At 56.3% G+C, this 16,281-nt stretch carries 5 protein-coding genes and 1 tRNA gene; 4 read left to right on the forward strand and 2 right to left on the reverse strand.

The features are described from left to right. Positions 1–9 precede the first annotated feature (9 nt). From RHM61_RS03720 to RHM61_RS03730, 3 genes are all read left to right on the forward strand, one after another. Positions 10–86, forward strand: a tRNA-Gln gene (locus tag RHM61_RS03720). 118 nt (positions 87–204) lie between these two features. Beyond that, entirely contained in the window at positions 205–1,167 is a 963-nt protein-coding gene (locus RHM61_RS03725; protein WP_322249795.1) for a ribose-phosphate pyrophosphokinase, read from the forward strand. A 110-nt stretch (positions 1,168–1,277) separates the two neighbouring features. Next, positions 1,278–1,865, forward strand: a complete 588-nt coding sequence (locus RHM61_RS03730; protein WP_322249796.1) for a 50S ribosomal protein L25/general stress protein Ctc — start codon at positions 1,278–1,280, stop codon at positions 1,863–1,865. A gap of 102 nt (positions 1,866–1,967) precedes the next feature. On the opposite strand, the gene RHM61_RS03735 is transcribed toward RHM61_RS03730, so the two are convergent. Then, positions 1,968–13,601 (reverse strand): hypothetical protein, encoded by an 11,634-nt coding sequence (locus RHM61_RS03735; RefSeq protein ID WP_322249797.1) that lies wholly within the window; start codon positions 13,599–13,601, stop codon positions 1,968–1,970. 307 nt (positions 13,602–13,908) lie between these two features. On the opposite strand from RHM61_RS03735, the gene ggt reads away from it, so the two are divergent. Then, entirely contained in the window at positions 13,909–15,642 is a 1,734-nt protein-coding gene (gene ggt, locus RHM61_RS03740) for a gamma-glutamyltransferase (protein WP_322249798.1), read from the forward strand. Between the two features lie 21 nt (positions 15,643–15,663). On the opposite strand, the gene RHM61_RS03745 is transcribed toward ggt, so the two are convergent. Next, on the reverse strand, positions 15,664–16,260 hold the full coding sequence (locus tag RHM61_RS03745; RefSeq protein WP_322249800.1) for a 5-formyltetrahydrofolate cyclo-ligase: 597 nt from the start codon (positions 16,258–16,260) through the stop codon (positions 15,664–15,666). Between the last annotated feature and the right edge of the window lie 21 nt (positions 16,261–16,281).

The raw sequence follows: 16,281 nt of genomic DNA on the forward strand, positions 1-16,281 counted from the left end.
CGGTTGTGTAGGGGAGTCGCCAAGTTGGTTAAGGCACCGGATTTTGATTCCGGCATGCGAAGGTTCGAATCCTTCCTCCCCTGCCATTAAATTAAAGCCGCCGCATAAATTGTGCGGCGGCTTTTTCACTTTCAGATTTGATTGTTTGCAAAAAGTCTATGCAAAATGATCAGAGCCCCTCACCTTCAGCCGATAGGTCTCGCCATGGCAAACGCGCGCGCAAATGACAACATGATGGTTTTCACTGGCAATGCCAATCCTGCATTGGCTGCCGGTGTAGCCAAGCAACTGGGCATTCCTCTCGGTAAAGCCGATGTTTCCAAGTTCTCCGACGGTGAAGTCATGGTCGAGATCAATGAAAATGTCCGCGGCAAAGATGTATTTGTGTTGCAATCGACTTGCGCGCCAACCAACGACAACCTGATGGAAATCATGTTGATGGTCGATGCACTCAAACGCGCTTCGGCTGGTCGCATCACGGCAGCGATTCCATATTTCGGTTATGCCCGCCAAGATCGCCGTCCGCGCTCCGCACGTGTGGCCATCTCGGCCAAGGTGGTGGCGAACATGCTCGAAGAAGCCGGTGTCGATCGCGTCTTGATCATGGACTTGCATGCCGATCAAATTCAAGGTTTCTTCGATATCCCGGTTGATAATATTTACGCTTCACCGATCTTGCTCGGCGATTTGGTCGCCAAAAACTACGATGATTTATTGGTGGTGTCGCCTGACGTCGGTGGCGTGGTACGTGCCCGTGCACTGGCCAAACGCCTCGGCTGTGACTTGGCGATCATCGACAAGCGTCGTCCGAAAGCCAATGTGTCGGAGGTGATGAATATCATCGGTGAAGTCGAAGGTCGCAATTGCGTGATCATGGATGACATGGTCGATACCGCCGGCACGCTGACCAAAGCCGCCGAAGTATTGAAAGCACGTGGCGCGAAAAAAGTATTGGCGTATTGCACGCATCCGGTCTTGTCCGGCCCGGCGATACAGCGTATCTCGCAGTCGCCACTCGATGAACTGGTCGTCACCGATACGATTCCTTTGTCGGAAGCAGCGCGCGCTTGCCCGAAAATCCGCCAACTGTCATGTGACAGTCTGTTAGCAGAAACCTTCCGCCGCATCACCAAGGGTGAATCGGTGATCTCTTTGTTTACCGACTAAGATTTTTTTCGGCGCGGTCATGCAGTGTTGCTGACCGCGCTTTTTTCTGTGTGCCTGGTCGCGGGCATGCAAAACCGCAAGTTGACTCTTGCATATTTTGGAGTAACACCATGAAAGTTATCGCATTTGCACGCAAAGAACAGGGGACCGGAGCGAGCCGCCGCCTGCGTATTGCTGGCCAAACACCAGGTATCATCTACGGCGGCCCACAAGCCCCAGTATCGATCACACTCGATCACAATGCTTTGTACCATGCATTGAAAAAAGAAGCGTTCCACTCGTCCATCCTTGACCTCGAAGTCGATGGTAAAGTTGAAAAAGTTCTGTTGCGTGACTTCCAAGTCCATGCGTACAAACAATTAGTTCTGCACGCTGATTTCCAACGCGTCGATCCTAACCAAAAAATCCACGTCAAAGTGCCACTGCACTTCATCAACGCCGATGTCTCGCCAGCCGTGAAATTGTCGGCAGCGATCATCAGCCACGTCTTGGTTGATTTGGAAGTCACTTGTTTGCCTGCAGAATTGCCGGAATTCGTAACGGTCGATCTGGCTACGCTGGAAGCCGGTCAATCGATCCACGTATCGAGCCTGGTTCTGCCAGCCGGTGTCACAGCCGTTGTTCACGGTGATGACGCAACTGTCGCCATCGCTACCGTACCCGCCGGTGCCGTCGCTGCTGAAGCGCCTGCCAAGTAATACCGTTTGCGGCGACCTTGGTCGCAGCAAATACAAAAGCCGCACAGTGTAAGCTGTGCGGCTTTTTTTATGATAGCAGGGCGATCGCCCTGCTATCCCGGATCAAAAGCCACGCCGCCACGCGGTCGGGAAGACGCGCCAGAAGACCTGCTGTTCCAATTCGCCAAGCTTTTCATTGACATGCTCGCGCATCGAATAGCTGATCGAAGCGCTGCAACTCTGCGCTACTTCCAAAGTGTGATCATCCACCTTACCGCGTCGCACACCGCGCAATTGATCTTCCCAAGTAAAACTGGCGAAGCCGCTGACCCTGCGCGGCACCACGGCCGGATTGTACTCGGCCGCCGTCGTCAGAAAAGCAATCGCCAACTCCCGAAACGGCGTCGGTGAAAAGAGCTCCTCACCGAAAATATGACTAGACGAGACATGCGCGAGCAAGGCTGAAATGCCAAACATCAAAGCACCCTTTTCACGCGCCGAGGCCCCTTCCATGCCATAGGTGCGCAAGACCCGCGCAGCAAAGTCCGGCAGCAAGGTTTTGCGGTCGCCCGAACGATCCGCAAAATCCACCGTGTGAATGTAAGAAGTATGGAACAATTCTTGTACGGTCGCCATGCCCTCACTCCCATCAAGATGCTTGTTCCTAAACTCGCCGACCTCAGTCGCCGCCCGGAAGTCTTGCTCCAGCGCCGGCGGTAAAGCTAAGGCTTTGATGAAGGAGACGGTATCGACGCGGCCTTTGATACTGCGGTAGATAGCACCAAGTAAAGGTAAGCGACTAAATACTTGCTCGGTCGTTCCCAGTGCTGTCAGTTGATGTTCGCGTAGAAATGCAAACGGCTGGGGTGACGCATCAGGCCGTACCGGATCGACCGGACGGGCAAAAAATTTGAACTGATCCCACAACTCCACCGCTGCCCGGTCCGCTTGTTCCAAGATGCTCGCCAATTTTGCATCGTGAATGGCCGCATACAGTGTCCCATCGGCCGTAGCCAGCACACGCACGCGCTGCGCTAAAGAACGATGCGCATTGGCGGCGTTGGCATCGTCCATGACTTCATCGATGAACTCACGTATTTCCAGCGGCAAGCCATCCCACCATGTATCTGCCAGGCTGCGCGCCAGGCTTTGCATCTCCACCGATTCAGCCGCTTGCGCGTGCATGATCAACTGATTGAACAATCCACTGTGCCGCGTTAATGGTGCGGCATCAGGCTCAAGCAGCATCTCGCTCAACAAACGAAACTTCACCGCTGAAGGGCTGGCGATCGCCATTTTTTCGGCGTCAACCAGCACTCTGGGAAGTAAGCGCTGGCGCACAAAACGAAGTATCTCAGGATGCCGTAAATAAGCCCCGTCTGAGCGGTTTAATAAGATATCTTCGAATGAGTTATACGCCACCGAAAAATCAAAATTTGGGTACTGGTTGATTTTTTCCAATAGACTGCGCATGGCTTCGACACGGATCGGCAGATCAGGGATGCGTTCTATCGCCAGCAGCAGGGAGCCACGTTGGTGGTTACCAAGGTGATTGAAATACCGATCGACAAGACCGGCCCACTCAGTTGGCGCGCTCTGGAGGAGGTTCGCGTAGACCGAATCCCAGTTGAAGCTCATACGCGTTTGATCAAACAGCGCACCGCTGAAATCAGTCGCCGCATTGATGGTAACGGATTGCCAATTAGCACCGCGTAAATCAGCGCCTCGCATATTATTTACATCACGCAGACTAACGTTAGTCAATTCACTGCCACGTAAATACGTCGCGCCACTGAGGCTGGTGGTCAGACCACTTCTCGGTCCAAACATCAACGTTAGCGCTTGAAGGTTCAACTTACTCGCGAGTACCGCTTCGAAGCTAGCGCGATCAGCAAAACCGCCATCGTATTCGCGCGCGCCTATCGGTTCGCGCCACGCCGGCCACTCAGGGTGCCAACGCCCAGCAGCGTCAACGGTAATCGGCACGAGTTGCCCCGCTCCCTTGTCTATCATGTCCGTTCGGAACACGACACTAAGCGGTGCCGTGTCGTCGGCTGGCAGGATCACGTAAGAATGCCCCATCTTGCTACGTTTAAACGCCTCCATGGCCAGTACACGCACCGAAGCCGGATGGAAATCGAGGCGTAAAAACGGCTGCAGTGCATGCAAAGCGACAGATGGCGTGCCGGACCCGTAAATCGAATGGCTACCTATGCTCAGCACCGGCCGGTCGCGAAACACACTACGCGGCGCAATGGTGACGCCCACCGCACCGGTGAGCTCGGCCAAACCCTGCACATCCGCGAGGCGGACTCGATATCGGCCGCCCGACGGCTGGTGTTCCGGTCGTGACGTATGCACATTAACCGCATTGACAATGGCAACAAATTTTTCGCCAGAGCGAATTTTTTCGGCATGCACTTTGTGAAACAAATAATTGCTTACTTCAGTCTTACCCGCCATTTCCTGCATCGCGTCAGTCATGGAGAGATCTCGATCGTTGACCGTGCGCGCCTGTCCACGGCCGCTGACCAGTAATCCAGGATTATCTTTATTTGGCACACTGGAGAGCAGCGTATCAACGCAGTGCACCTCCATGCCGAGTTCGACTGCCAACTTGAGCGTTTCGTAGTACATCGGCGTGCTGGGCGACAGGTAGGGATCATGCGCCAGCAGCGCCTGATCCTTTTGCTGCAATAGCTGTTTCAAGGCTTTAGGCATCACGGCGCGATTTTGCATGTAGGCGGCCAAGCCATCTCCAAACAATTCATCCTGCAATCCCTGTATCAACAAATGACTTTGCCCTTGCTTGCGCCACTGGGGTAACTGCGCATGAGCGAATCTGAGCGCCGCCGCCGTATCATCAGGCTCACTGCCAATGATCAAACTCTGACTGCCGCCCGCCCCCGAAAGCAAATCATCAATCGCCAAGGACTCGCTGACGAGCCGCACGTCGGCCGGTGGCGGCAATAAAAAATGTGCAAAATGCTGATGCGCCTCGGCTTCGAGTTGAGCGCGAGCTTGCACCCAATATTTGGTGACCTCATTGCTAACTTGCGACTTGAGCGGCAGTTCTTCGAACGCAGTCTGCAAATTCGCCAGATTGCTGCGCAGAGTAGCGCGACTGCACCATTGCGCGGGCATGCGGTAATTAATCAAAGGGCGTGCTGCCACGTCGACCGCGGAAGCCCGGCCGGCCGCTTGGGCGCGACTGGTGCTGGGGCCGGGAGCGCAAGCTTTCGAATTGCCTGCCCCGCGCCGCACCCGGTCGAGAGCAAGGCTGGTCCCTACTGTGGCAGGGCGATCAAGCACGGTAACGCGGACAAAGACTTGACCGCTCTCGTCTGCCAGCGGCCGCTGTGCCAACAATAGCTGTTTACCGGGTGGAATAACAAAAACCAGACGCGTTCGCTCATTTTTTTCATATAAGTAATATTCGCCGCGCTCCACATTGATATACTCGGCGTCACTACCGACAGCGAACAGATGAGCGTTCACTTTCAGCGACATCGACTGTCCATTCTGCAAGCGTATCAAGTCAAATAAAAACTCCGGCATAGCGCCCTCTTCAGCCACAAGGCGCTCCACCAGTTGCGCACCGATGCGTTGCATGCCGCCCGCTTCAGCCACGGTTTCATAGACGCGTGCGCCTTGGACGTACGGTGTGTCGAAACCGGAACGTTTCGTATTCATCGCAAAACTGACACGCTGTTGCGTACGGTCGCAACTGAACCATGCCATCCGCCCCAAGCATTTCTTGACCCCGCCGTCGACTCGGGGAGCACGCCATAGGGCACCCGTCATGCCATCAAATAACAGCGGCACGCCTTGTTCATCAATACCGGCTACCGGGTCCGCCCATACGGCCAAATCCACGGAGCTTGATCGCAGCTTCGATGCGTAGCTTTGCAGACGCTGCAGGAGTTGCGCCACATTCGCATACACATCGCCATTGATTTCAAGTCCGGCGCGTGGAAACGGCGTCAATGTCAGCGTCGCCGTTTTCGCTTTGGCAAACACGATGTCACTTTGCTCGCCAGCAGACGTCGCAGACCAGTTAGGCAGGTCGGCGACAGTCAATTGCAGCGGCAAGTCATTGTTGCAATGCAAAACGAAATGACCACGCAACTCTGCCGTTACCAAAAAGCGTTCGCCACGATTGTACAGTTCCGTGTGACTGTCCGCGGCGCGGCTCCACAGGCGCAGTACGGCAGTTGGGGTCGCAGCGGCAGGACACACATAAGCCTCCCAGCCAGTTTGATTTCCAGGCACGATGTCATATTGGCCGGGCATCAGTAGACTGCTGTCCCTGGTCGTCAATTCGAGCAAATCACCCGTGCTTGGCTGACGCAGACGATGACATGGTGCCCCGTTGGGAAGTGGCAGACTTCCTTCGTAATGCAGCAATTCCCGGTCATACGGCGGTACGGTGGTCAATATTTGTTCATTTTCCCCCAGATACACCCATACCGGCAGCTGCACGGCACCAAGCTGTTGGAAATAGCAAAAGGCCAGCAAAGGACTGCTGCTGCCATCGACTGCCGGCACCCGCTCGAAACGTTCGCCAACCGCGTTGACCAAGGCGTCACCGGTTCCACTGAAATTGAGTTGCTCGCCACGCAGACCCAGGCGTGTCAATAGCGCCGGTGCCGGCAAGCTCAGCCAAAGCGGCTGCTGCTGAGCCAAATCACGATACTGCTCGGCCTCAAGCCGCTGCAAAGTTTGTGTGATTTCTGCTTCCGATTGCAGCACCGCGCGCGACAAAGCTTGTCCTTGCGGATGAACAAACCAGGCGCTGCCATTGTTGCGTCCGCTATAACGTAAATCAGGCGTCGTCACGACAAATTCGGGGGCCGTCTGTTGCGGCGACAAATTGCCGTTAGGAAACACCCATAAACTCAAGCTCGACGAGGTGAAGCGCACCGCTTCGGCCAGCATCACTTCGCCATACCGCAAGTATTCGCGCGCCTTGTCGAGCTGACTGCCGTTCGCGCAATCGAGCGCCACCAACTGCGCATTGTGGCCGCGCATTTCGTAGTGTTCACCGTAGCGATCTCGGGTCGGCGTATAGCCCATAGTGATGCCCTCGAGAACTGTTTCACGAACGTCCAGCAATTGAACCAAGGCGGCATACTCCTGTTTTCCCGCAGGCAAATATAAGCCATAGGTGGTGATCATTTCTTGTAGGGAAAGCGTGCTTTGCGCACGTTCCCAGCCCAGTAGCGCCAGCGCCGGCGAGCGATAACCCAAACGAATAGGTAAATCAGCAGCGATCTTCCCCGCCAGAGGTAATTGCGCGCGTAGGCTACGTATATCTTGCAAAGCCGCTTCAGCCATCAAACGCTCGGCCAGCGCTGTCGGCAACTCGGCAGCGCTGGAAAATTCTGCAAACCGCAGGCCAGTCTGATCGTGCACACGCAGAAAGCGGCCCTGTAAGGTATCGATCGGAGTCACACTGCGGCGGTCGCCATTGAGCCAAAAAAATTCACCGTCGCCATGCTGCTGCCAACTGCCGTTGGCAATACTACCGGCGCCCAGCAACGTGACCAACTTCGCGTGGCTGAGCTGGTGTTCGACTTGGTACTCGTCGAACCGTTCATGCAAGGCAGGGTTGAAACGTAGCAATTCGTGTGAGAAGCCGAAACGAGTGAAATAATAATGCGGGTCACGCGCAACCCGCCCAAGATACACCAAGGGTGCGCCATGATCGGGCGGCGGCACAATATAGTCACTGTTAGCCGCATCGTAAAACGCGCGCAAATGCGCTTCGCCCAGAGAATTCCATTGTATCGTCACTCTGTCGATTTCAGCATGACACTGTTTCAGTGCGTCCTCGACCACATCCCTCAGCGGCGCGCTCGGGCAGTCAAATTGCAAGCCTGTCAAGCGTTTGCTTTCATCATTGCCGTATTCGTAGCGCGCGACCACGGCCACTGTGTCACCGCCGGCACGCGCCAGCATATTTTCTTCGGCATAGGCACGCACCATGAATTGATCAACCAGGGCTTGTTCACCCTTGACGCGAGTCAGGCAACGATCCAGCATGGCAAGACTGAGTGGCTCGCTCCAGCCATGTTCGCGCCCTAGCAAAGCCAGCGCGACATCCTGCGTCAATAATGTTCCCTGCGCCGCCTTCCAAGCCAATTGCTGTTGTGCGCGTTCCTCACCGTCGTGATAGCGCGTACGTGATGCGACCCAACCCTTAGCCGGCAAGCTCACCCATTCCAGCTGGTTCGCCGTGGCATCGGCGGCCAATGCCGCACGTGCCGCCTCGAGCTGAGCGCGAAAGCATTCCAGATCTTCGCTGCGCGCGTGAACCGTATGGTAGGCCGCGGGCGGTGGCGTGTAGGGACGTCGCACTGTGTTGCCATCGATTTGCACCAGTAATTCACGCCGACCATGTTGATCGACCGCCACTTGGCCACGCTCATGCGCCTCCAGCGGTGCGCCCAGTGTTGCAAGCAAGGTGGGCGCAGCAGCGCCGGAGAAGGACGATGATTGCTCAATAACAAGCCTCTCCGGGCGCAAACGTTGCCAACCGTCTCGACGAAGATAGCGATACGTGTAGGCGACACCCTGCTCCACCACCCGCATCAGCAACGGCGCAGCAACAGTATTGGTGAGGCTGAAACTGGCGCGGTTTTCCACCGTGACATCGAGCTTGTCAAACAAACTCGTCAACCACTGTTGCAGCAGCGCGGGCATAGGATCATACCGCTGCCCACTCGAATAGGCCCGATATTCAACGAGGTCATGCACCCGCATCAAATGCAGCAATTGGGCATCATATACCGGGCGATAGCTGCCTTGGCGGTATTGCACTGCCTCTTCCGGGGTAAACAGCGTACTGCTCAACACCGGTGCCGGATTCCATAGGTTCAATGCTTGTCCGCGCATGGCAAAAGCACGCTGCAGAAAAGATGGATTCAGCGCCATCTGACGCAAAGGCTGACCGTCTACCAGCATATGCGAAAACATTTCGGCATCGGTGTTGGCTTTGACCTGGGCAAAAAATTGCTGGTAATACTCGGCCGATAAGCCGGTCTCGTCATCTTTTCGCACCAGGCCGTCGCCGATCACTCGGGCAATATACCCGGCCAAACTGCCGGTTTTCGATGCCAACCCAGCCTGAAATTCATCCAAATACTTGGGAATCGCATTTTGTGCCGCCAACATATCAGGCAAACCACGCCGTATCAGATGAAATTGCTCACCATCAATTTGGCTATAGAGTTCGGTTTGCTTGGCGCGCGCGGACGAAAACGGGACACTCACAAATTCCATCACTGGCGTGCCGCCCTTGCCGCTTAATCGATACGCGACTTCGCCGGAAATTTGCAAAGGAAATAGAGCATTCCCATCGCCGACCAATTCGAGCTCAAGCGTCACCAGATTTTCTTGCCCGGCTAAGGGAGGCAAGACGCGCAGCGTCACTTCCGGCGCCATGCGCACCGGCAGCGTATGTTTATCGTAAACCGTTTCGACTTGATCGATTACTTTGCTACCACTGCTGATCGTAAAATTGCTATCATCGCGCATCTCTGCTTTGGTGAGCTCCCGCTTATTCTTTACATCGCTATCCGTGGCCGCCAGCATCACTCTGTCCGTGCCCCAGATATCCTGCGATTTTGCCAGCGGCACCATTTCGACTATGGGCTTACCATCCCCGAAAAACGATTGCCGTTCCGAGCGTCTGTTCCGCTTCGATAACGAGTAATAGGGGTGAAACGGATTGCCGTGCTGATACAGCGTACCGTTCATCGCCCGACCGGCTGAGCGAATCACGTTCATCCGGGTGGCCTCATCAGGATAAGGGATGTGCGGCATTTCGGCACCATCAAAAATGCCGAAGTCCAATGACATTTCCAGTTCGACCGCATCCTTCGTCATATTGAGCCAAGCGAGCGGCACCTGTGGGCTGACACGCACGAGTTGCGCTGACGCCGCTGCGTCGGCGGTGCTGTGCCATGTTCCTACATTGACAGGTTGCAGCAATAAACCATTACATGCTCGCAATTTTTTCAAGATCGAATTGGCTTCCAACAAATGCTGATCCATGATCGCCAAATCCGCCGTCAAACGATAGCCACCGAGGGCAATCCCGACCGCTACCGGCATAAATACCAACGCGGCCCCGCCGGCGAAGGAGGCCGCACCCGCCATACCGGCACTGGCGGCCCAACTGGCCGACACCAGCGTCGCACTCATACCAAAGCTGGTGGCAGCCGCACTGATCTGAAAGATCGCCATGGTCTTTTGGCCTGAGCTGGCATGTTCATCGCCGAGTACGCGCACGGCTTCCCGTATTCCGGCCACACCCATAATCACATCGCCCGTCGAAAAACCGGCCGACAGCCCCCCGCCGATGCCACTGGAAATCGCCTTCCATAAACCGGACCCGCTGCCGAGCAAGCGCGCGGCGAGGGCGGGCGATGCATGCTTGAGTACAAATTTGACCGTCCCATCAATCAGCGGTGTGAGGTTTTCAATGATTTGCCACGAATCGGAGGTTTGACCATACAGTTCGACACCGCTGTAATATTTCGGACTCCCCTGGGTCAGTAAGCTGATGGCGGCTGTCAACACAGCGCCGATCTGCACCAGACGTGGATTGCCAACCGTATAGGCGGTGCCGCTGAAGGACTCGGCGGCCGGCAAATCGCTTTCCTGCATACTCAGATGCAAGCGCTCCAACTCCCTGATCTGTTCCGCTGGCGTGAGGCGACGCTCGAACGGCTGACCGCTGCGCACATTCATCCCATCCAACACCAAGGTGTCGTCAGCCAGTCGGCGTATGCCGCTCACACTGTCGCCCTCGTGCAAATGCAAACGGAAGGCTTCTTGGAGCACCTCTTGAAATTGCCTATATTCAAATTCATCAGAATTTGCCGTCCTCACCGTGGTCTCATCACCAGCCATGTCGATCAAGGCCCCGCGACGCTTGATTTCCCTCGACTCCGGCTCCGCGCGGTCGCCTCCCAGGCTCAGGCAAGCCTGCGGCATACCGCTACGCGCCTCCGTACGTCGCGACAAAGCAGCAAATAACACGACGCTACCAAGCAGCGGTTGTCCCAGCAAGGACAAGCCGGCACCGAGGCCGAGTTCCAAGCTCGAGCGCAAGATATTGTCAGGCGGCGATAGCCAATGCGGCAGCGCATCCACGCTCGGCTCTGCCACGCCCAAGTCGTGCGCGATGGACGGCGACGCCTGCAGCGGCGGCGCCGTCGGTGCCAACGAAGTCGGCTGTCCCAGCACGGACAGCACAGGTTCAAACTGTGCCGACGCCGCCTCACCTTGCTCCAGCAGCGTGCGCGCCAACCATTCGAATACGGCGCCAGGTGCGCCGTCTTGGCCGAACACATCCGCGACCGGCCCCGGCGCGCGCAAGTCTGCCGGCGCATCCCAACGCCACTGCGGTGTCTGCCATGGTCGCTGCTGCATTTGTTCGGCCGTGAATTGCGCCAAGCTTTGTGCTGGCACTGGCACCTGATGCCGCTGCCATTGTTCGAGCAACTGCGCGAGCAGTTCCGGTTGCTCTGCCAGACGCTGTTCCATATCGCGCTGATAGCACTGGATTTTTTCTGGGTACGGCAAATCCGGCAAGCCGCTTTCCCAATCGCACACCGACACCGTCGTATCGAGCAAATAACGCAGTATCGTGGCAGATTCCGGTGTTTGCAACACGGAGGAATCCACAGTAGTCGATTGCGCCGACCAGTCCCGTCGCCATTGTTCCTTATCAGCATGATGCCGTGCCTGTGCTGCTTTCAGCGCCGCCCCACCCTGCATGCCGCCGACCACCGTGGCAGCAGCGCCAAGCGCCAGCGTCAAGGCCAACACGGCCGCCATGCTGGTCTGCGCGATACCCCATTCGATCTGCACCTGCTCGGTATCGACCAAGAAACGTTCACGCACCCGTGCCAGCGTTTCCTTGAGCAAAACATCGTGCTGCTCCAAAGTGCGCCAGACATCCTCATGCAGCACCGCGAGTGCGCCGCCGCAGCAGGCGTCCAGTTGCTCCATCTCGATCAGCGCCGGGCCGAATACCTCGAGGTACTGGATCGGGCCCAAAGGTGGCAAAACGGCCACTTGCTTAGCGATATCATGCGCCAAACGACGGTAAATCGGCCCCAGGCTGCTAATCAACCACGTCAATTGTTTGAATTCAAGCGCTGCCGGCCTCGCGAGCTCAGCCACACAGGCGGCGCGCTGCGCGACATGGGCGGCCGCCTTGCCACGCATGCCGATGAACAACTCGGTGGTCTCGGCTAAGCACAGACGCGCCGCCGGCAGCGCCACAGCGCGTTGTTTCAAGCGTTCTATCAGGGCATCGGCCCGTTGTAACAAAGCTTGTTGGCGGCGCACGCTGCGCGTATCGATTTCTTCAAAAAAAGGCGAGGTGATTTCGCACGATAGCAAGCAGCTTTTGAGTTCAGCGGCACCGATGCGACAACTTAAAGCCGCCACCGGCCCGAGCACGTCGACCAATTCTTTCTGATGAAGATCGAGACTGTTTTCCAGCGTTTGCATGGCTGTATAGGCATCGCTAAGCTGAAAACTCTGGTTAAATTTTTCCAATATCGTATCCTGCATGGCCATCGCCTTCTGACGCGTCGCCTCGATGGCTGGGCTCTCACGCAGTGCGCGCAAACATCGAATGTCTTCAATTTTCTGTGCCAGCTTTTCCTCAACAGTAAAACAACGCTGCTGCAAAGCGGCATCGTCCCGCCATCTGGTTTCACGTTGCTTCTTTAAGCTCAGCAGCATGTCGGCATCGGCGCGCGGCGGTTCCGCCAGCCCCTGTGCAGGCACCGGCCCGAGCAGATATGTTTGCCATTGCGACCAATTGTGTTTTACCGTTTTCGCCACTTGCGCCGCCATGTCCAGCGGACTGGATGGCTGTGGCCCCATGCCTTGACTACCCTGCAAAGCCGCATAAAAATCGGCCGCCGGATGCCATTCTCCCTCCCGTAAACTGAACCAAGTTTGCTCCACTTGACGCAACACCGGGCCGCACAGATCGGCCAGCGTTAAGGCATTGGCCGCCATACTCTTTGGCGACGCATCATCGCTATACACCTGTGCCACACTCAAATCATCACTCAACACCACGAGACGCGGCACCAAACCAGCCGCCACCGCCAATTCCGGCCAATGCTCAGCGACGCCAAAGCTGCCGCGCGCGCGCAGATGATTGAGCACTGCAGTTTGATGGTCGTATATAACCAAGCTGTCGGCATAAGCAATGGCGCGACGAAATTCCTGGCGAAAAAACAGGCTTGCCGCCGACCGCGCCAACTCGGAATTGAGAATATCACTCTCAAATAAAGGCTTGAGCACATGCCAGTGTTGAGAAAAAAAATCAGCTAGCTCACAGCGCCATTGTGCCAACGCCGACGCACTGGTGTCGCGACCGAGTACCTCACCCAAGGCGCGTAAAAAACTGTCGCCGCCGGCACCGGGATCGCGGATCCCCGCGTCTTGCACAGCGACATAATGGTCTACTCCGCGGCGCAACAAACACACATCATTCTCCGCATCCGTATCGCTAGCCAGCGGAGCCGGGTAATCATGCCAATGTTGTACCGGCCCCGAGCCATCTTGCTGCAAGATCGCCAATCCACGCTGCGGCGGCCACTGTGGCGACTGCAACAATAACTCCGGCAACAGTATCGCCCATTGCGCACTCCAGCCCCCCGGCGCACGCAATTGAGCCAAGGCATCCGCGATCCGCGGCGGCAAACAAGCTGATGGCATCTGCGTGCAATTAGTGGCCCCACACAAACGGCGCAGCGAAGACCAAAAAGAAGAACATTGAGCCATCAAGGCAGCGCTGGTATTGCACGAGCTAGGTATCGAAGTAAGCGACACAAAGTATCCTTTATATAGAGAGAAACGAACGAAAAAATGCGCGACCTATCCTCACACGCGAGCACCACACTAACTTGTAAAAAACAACCACAAAAACCGGCATCGGTAATACGGGGTAGAATAAAAACTGAAAATACAGATTCAAGCACTGTGCTTGCCTAGAGAACACAGCACATAGACACGGAGTCCCAACATGTCACGATACAAAAAAAACGCCCTGCTTCTGCTGTTGACAATCGGCGTCGCAGCGCCGTTTGCTGCCGCTCAAGTGGCCGCAAATATTCATTACGACAGCAACTTCCCTATCATCAGTCCGCTCAGTCAGCCGCATGGCATGGTGGTATCGGAACAAGCGCTGGCGACCCGGGTTGGCGCTGAGATTTTGCAAAGTGGCGGCAATGCGGTCGATGCCGCCGTCGCGGTCGGTTTTGCCTTGGCCGTCGTCTTACCGAACGCCGGCAATATCGGCGGTGGCGGTTTCATGCTCATTCATGATGCCCGCTCGGGTCGCGATAACGCCATCGATTTCCGCGAAATGGCCCCGGCTGCGGCGCGGCGCGATATGTATCTCGATGCGGCCGGCAAGGTCATCGCCGGCCGCTCAACCCACAGCCACTTGGCCAGCGGCGTACCGGGTAGCGTGGCTGGCTTTGAACTGGCCTTGCGCAAATACGGCAGCATGTCCATGTCGCAAGTGTTGGCACCGGCCATCAAACTCGCGGCCAATGGCTTTCGCATCAGCCCCTATCTCGCTTCCGTGCTCGATGCCGAGCGTGAACACTTAGGTCGCTGGCCAGCTAGCCGAGCGATTTTTTTCAAACAAAATCGCCCTTTGCAAAGCGGTGAATTGCTAGTGCAAAGTGATTTGGCAAAGTCGTTCAAACTCATCGCCGAACAAGGTGGCAAAGCGTTTTATGAAGGTGATATTGCGCGCAAGCTAGTCGCTGAAATGGAACGGCATCAAGGCCTCATCAGCGCTGCCGATTTAAAAAATTACCGCGCCATCGAACGCGAACCAGTGCGCGGCAAGTACCGCGGTTATGAGGTGGTATCGATGCCGCCACCGAGTTCCGGTGGCGTGCACCTGATTGAAATGCTCAACATGCTCGAGCATTATCCGCTCAAAGAACAAGGTGCCAACAGCGCCACCACCTTGCACCAAATGAGCGAAGTCATGAAACTGGCTTATGCCGACCGCTCAGAATACCTCGGTGACCCCGACTTTCTTCACGTGCCGGTGGCCGGGCTGACTTCTCCCAGCTATGCGGCGAAACTGGTCGCTAAAATTGACCCGGAACACGCCACCCCATCGAGCCAGATCAAACCAGGCCAGCCACCTGGTTATGAAAGCGACCAAACCACCCATTTCAGCGTGGCTGATCGCTTCGGCAATGCCGTCGCTACCACGTACACCCTTAATCTGAATTTCGGCAGCGGCATCGTGGCGGCCGGTACCGGCATCGTGCTCAACGATGAAATGGATGATTTTTCCGTCAAAGCCGGGACCCCGAATGCCTTCGGTTTGGTCGGCGGTACCGCCAATGCGGTGCAGGCCCTCAAGCGGCCATTGAGTTCAATGACACCAAGCATCGTGCTCAAGGATGGCAAACCCTTCCTCGTCACCGGCAGCCCCGGCGGCAGTCGCATCATTAACATTACCTTGCAAATGCTGCTCAATGTCATCGACCACGGCATGAACATCGCCGAAGCCACCATTGCCCCGCGCATTCACCAGCAATGGATGCCGGACCGCCTATACTATGAAAAAGGCATCAGCGCCGACACCCTGGAATTACTGCGCAAAAAGGGCCAGAATTTAACGCCGGCGAACGTGCTTGGAAAAACCGAAACGATACAGATCAGTGACGGCCAATTTTACGGCTTCGCCGACCCGCGCAGTCCCGATGGTTTGGCGCTCGGCTTTTAAACTGCCCACGACCGGCCAGTGTCAAACAGCACTGACACTGCCGGCCGTCAACATTTGATCCATCGCGATATCGTATTCGCCTGCGGCAAATTCCTCTTGCAGGCATAGGTAAGCGAGCCCCAGTGATGTTGCCTGCGGCCATTGCGCCAGCGTACGATCATAAAAACCACCGCCGTAGCCGAGCCGAAAGCCACGTGCATTGAAGCCGACACAGGGAATCAGCAGCGCCTCTGGCACCAGCATGGTGGCCCCTACTGGGGGGATGGCGATGCCATAGCGATCAACTTGCAATTCGGCATTTTCTTCCCACAGCGCGAAATCCAGTGCTGCGCCCGCCGCCCTGACCACCGGCAAAGACAGCACCATGCCGAGCGCGCGCAACTGCCGGTACACCGGACGCAAATCGGGTTCACCCTGTATCGGCCAATACACGGCCAGACTGCGCATAGTTGTGCGGCTACACCAATCGAGCAATTGCTGCCCCAGTTGCGCATCCCACGCGCTTCTATCCGCTGGCGCGATTGCATGCCGACGAGCAACAAGAAGCGCACGCAAAGTTTTTCGGTCCGTGCAGACTTCTGCAGTCTGTGGATGCGCGCTGGCAGGTGGCTGTGTCATACTGTCAAAAATAGTGATGAA

The organism is Undibacterium sp. CCC3.4, from assembly GCF_034347425.1.
Taxonomy (GTDB): domain Bacteria; phylum Pseudomonadota; class Gammaproteobacteria; order Burkholderiales; family Burkholderiaceae_D; genus Undibacterium.

Excerpts from the sequence above, each read along its gene's own strand:
- RHM61_RS03725 (WP_322249795.1), top strand. The coding sequence starts at position 205 with ATGGCAAACGCGCGCGCAAATGACAACATGATGGTTTTCACTGGCAAT.
- RHM61_RS03735 (WP_322249797.1), bottom strand. The coding sequence starts at position 13,601 with ATGCCATCAGCTTGTTTGCCGCCGCGGATCGCGGATGCCTTGGCTCAA.
- RHM61_RS03730 (WP_322249796.1), top strand. The coding sequence starts at position 1,278 with ATGAAAGTTATCGCATTTGCACGCAAAGAACAGGGGACCGGAGCGAGC.
- ggt (WP_322249798.1), top strand. The coding sequence starts at position 13,909 with ATGTCACGATACAAAAAAAACGCCCTGCTTCTGCTGTTGACAATCGGC.
- RHM61_RS03745 (WP_322249800.1), bottom strand. The coding sequence starts at position 16,260 with ATGACACAGCCACCTGCCAGCGCGCATCCACAGACTGCAGAAGTCTGC.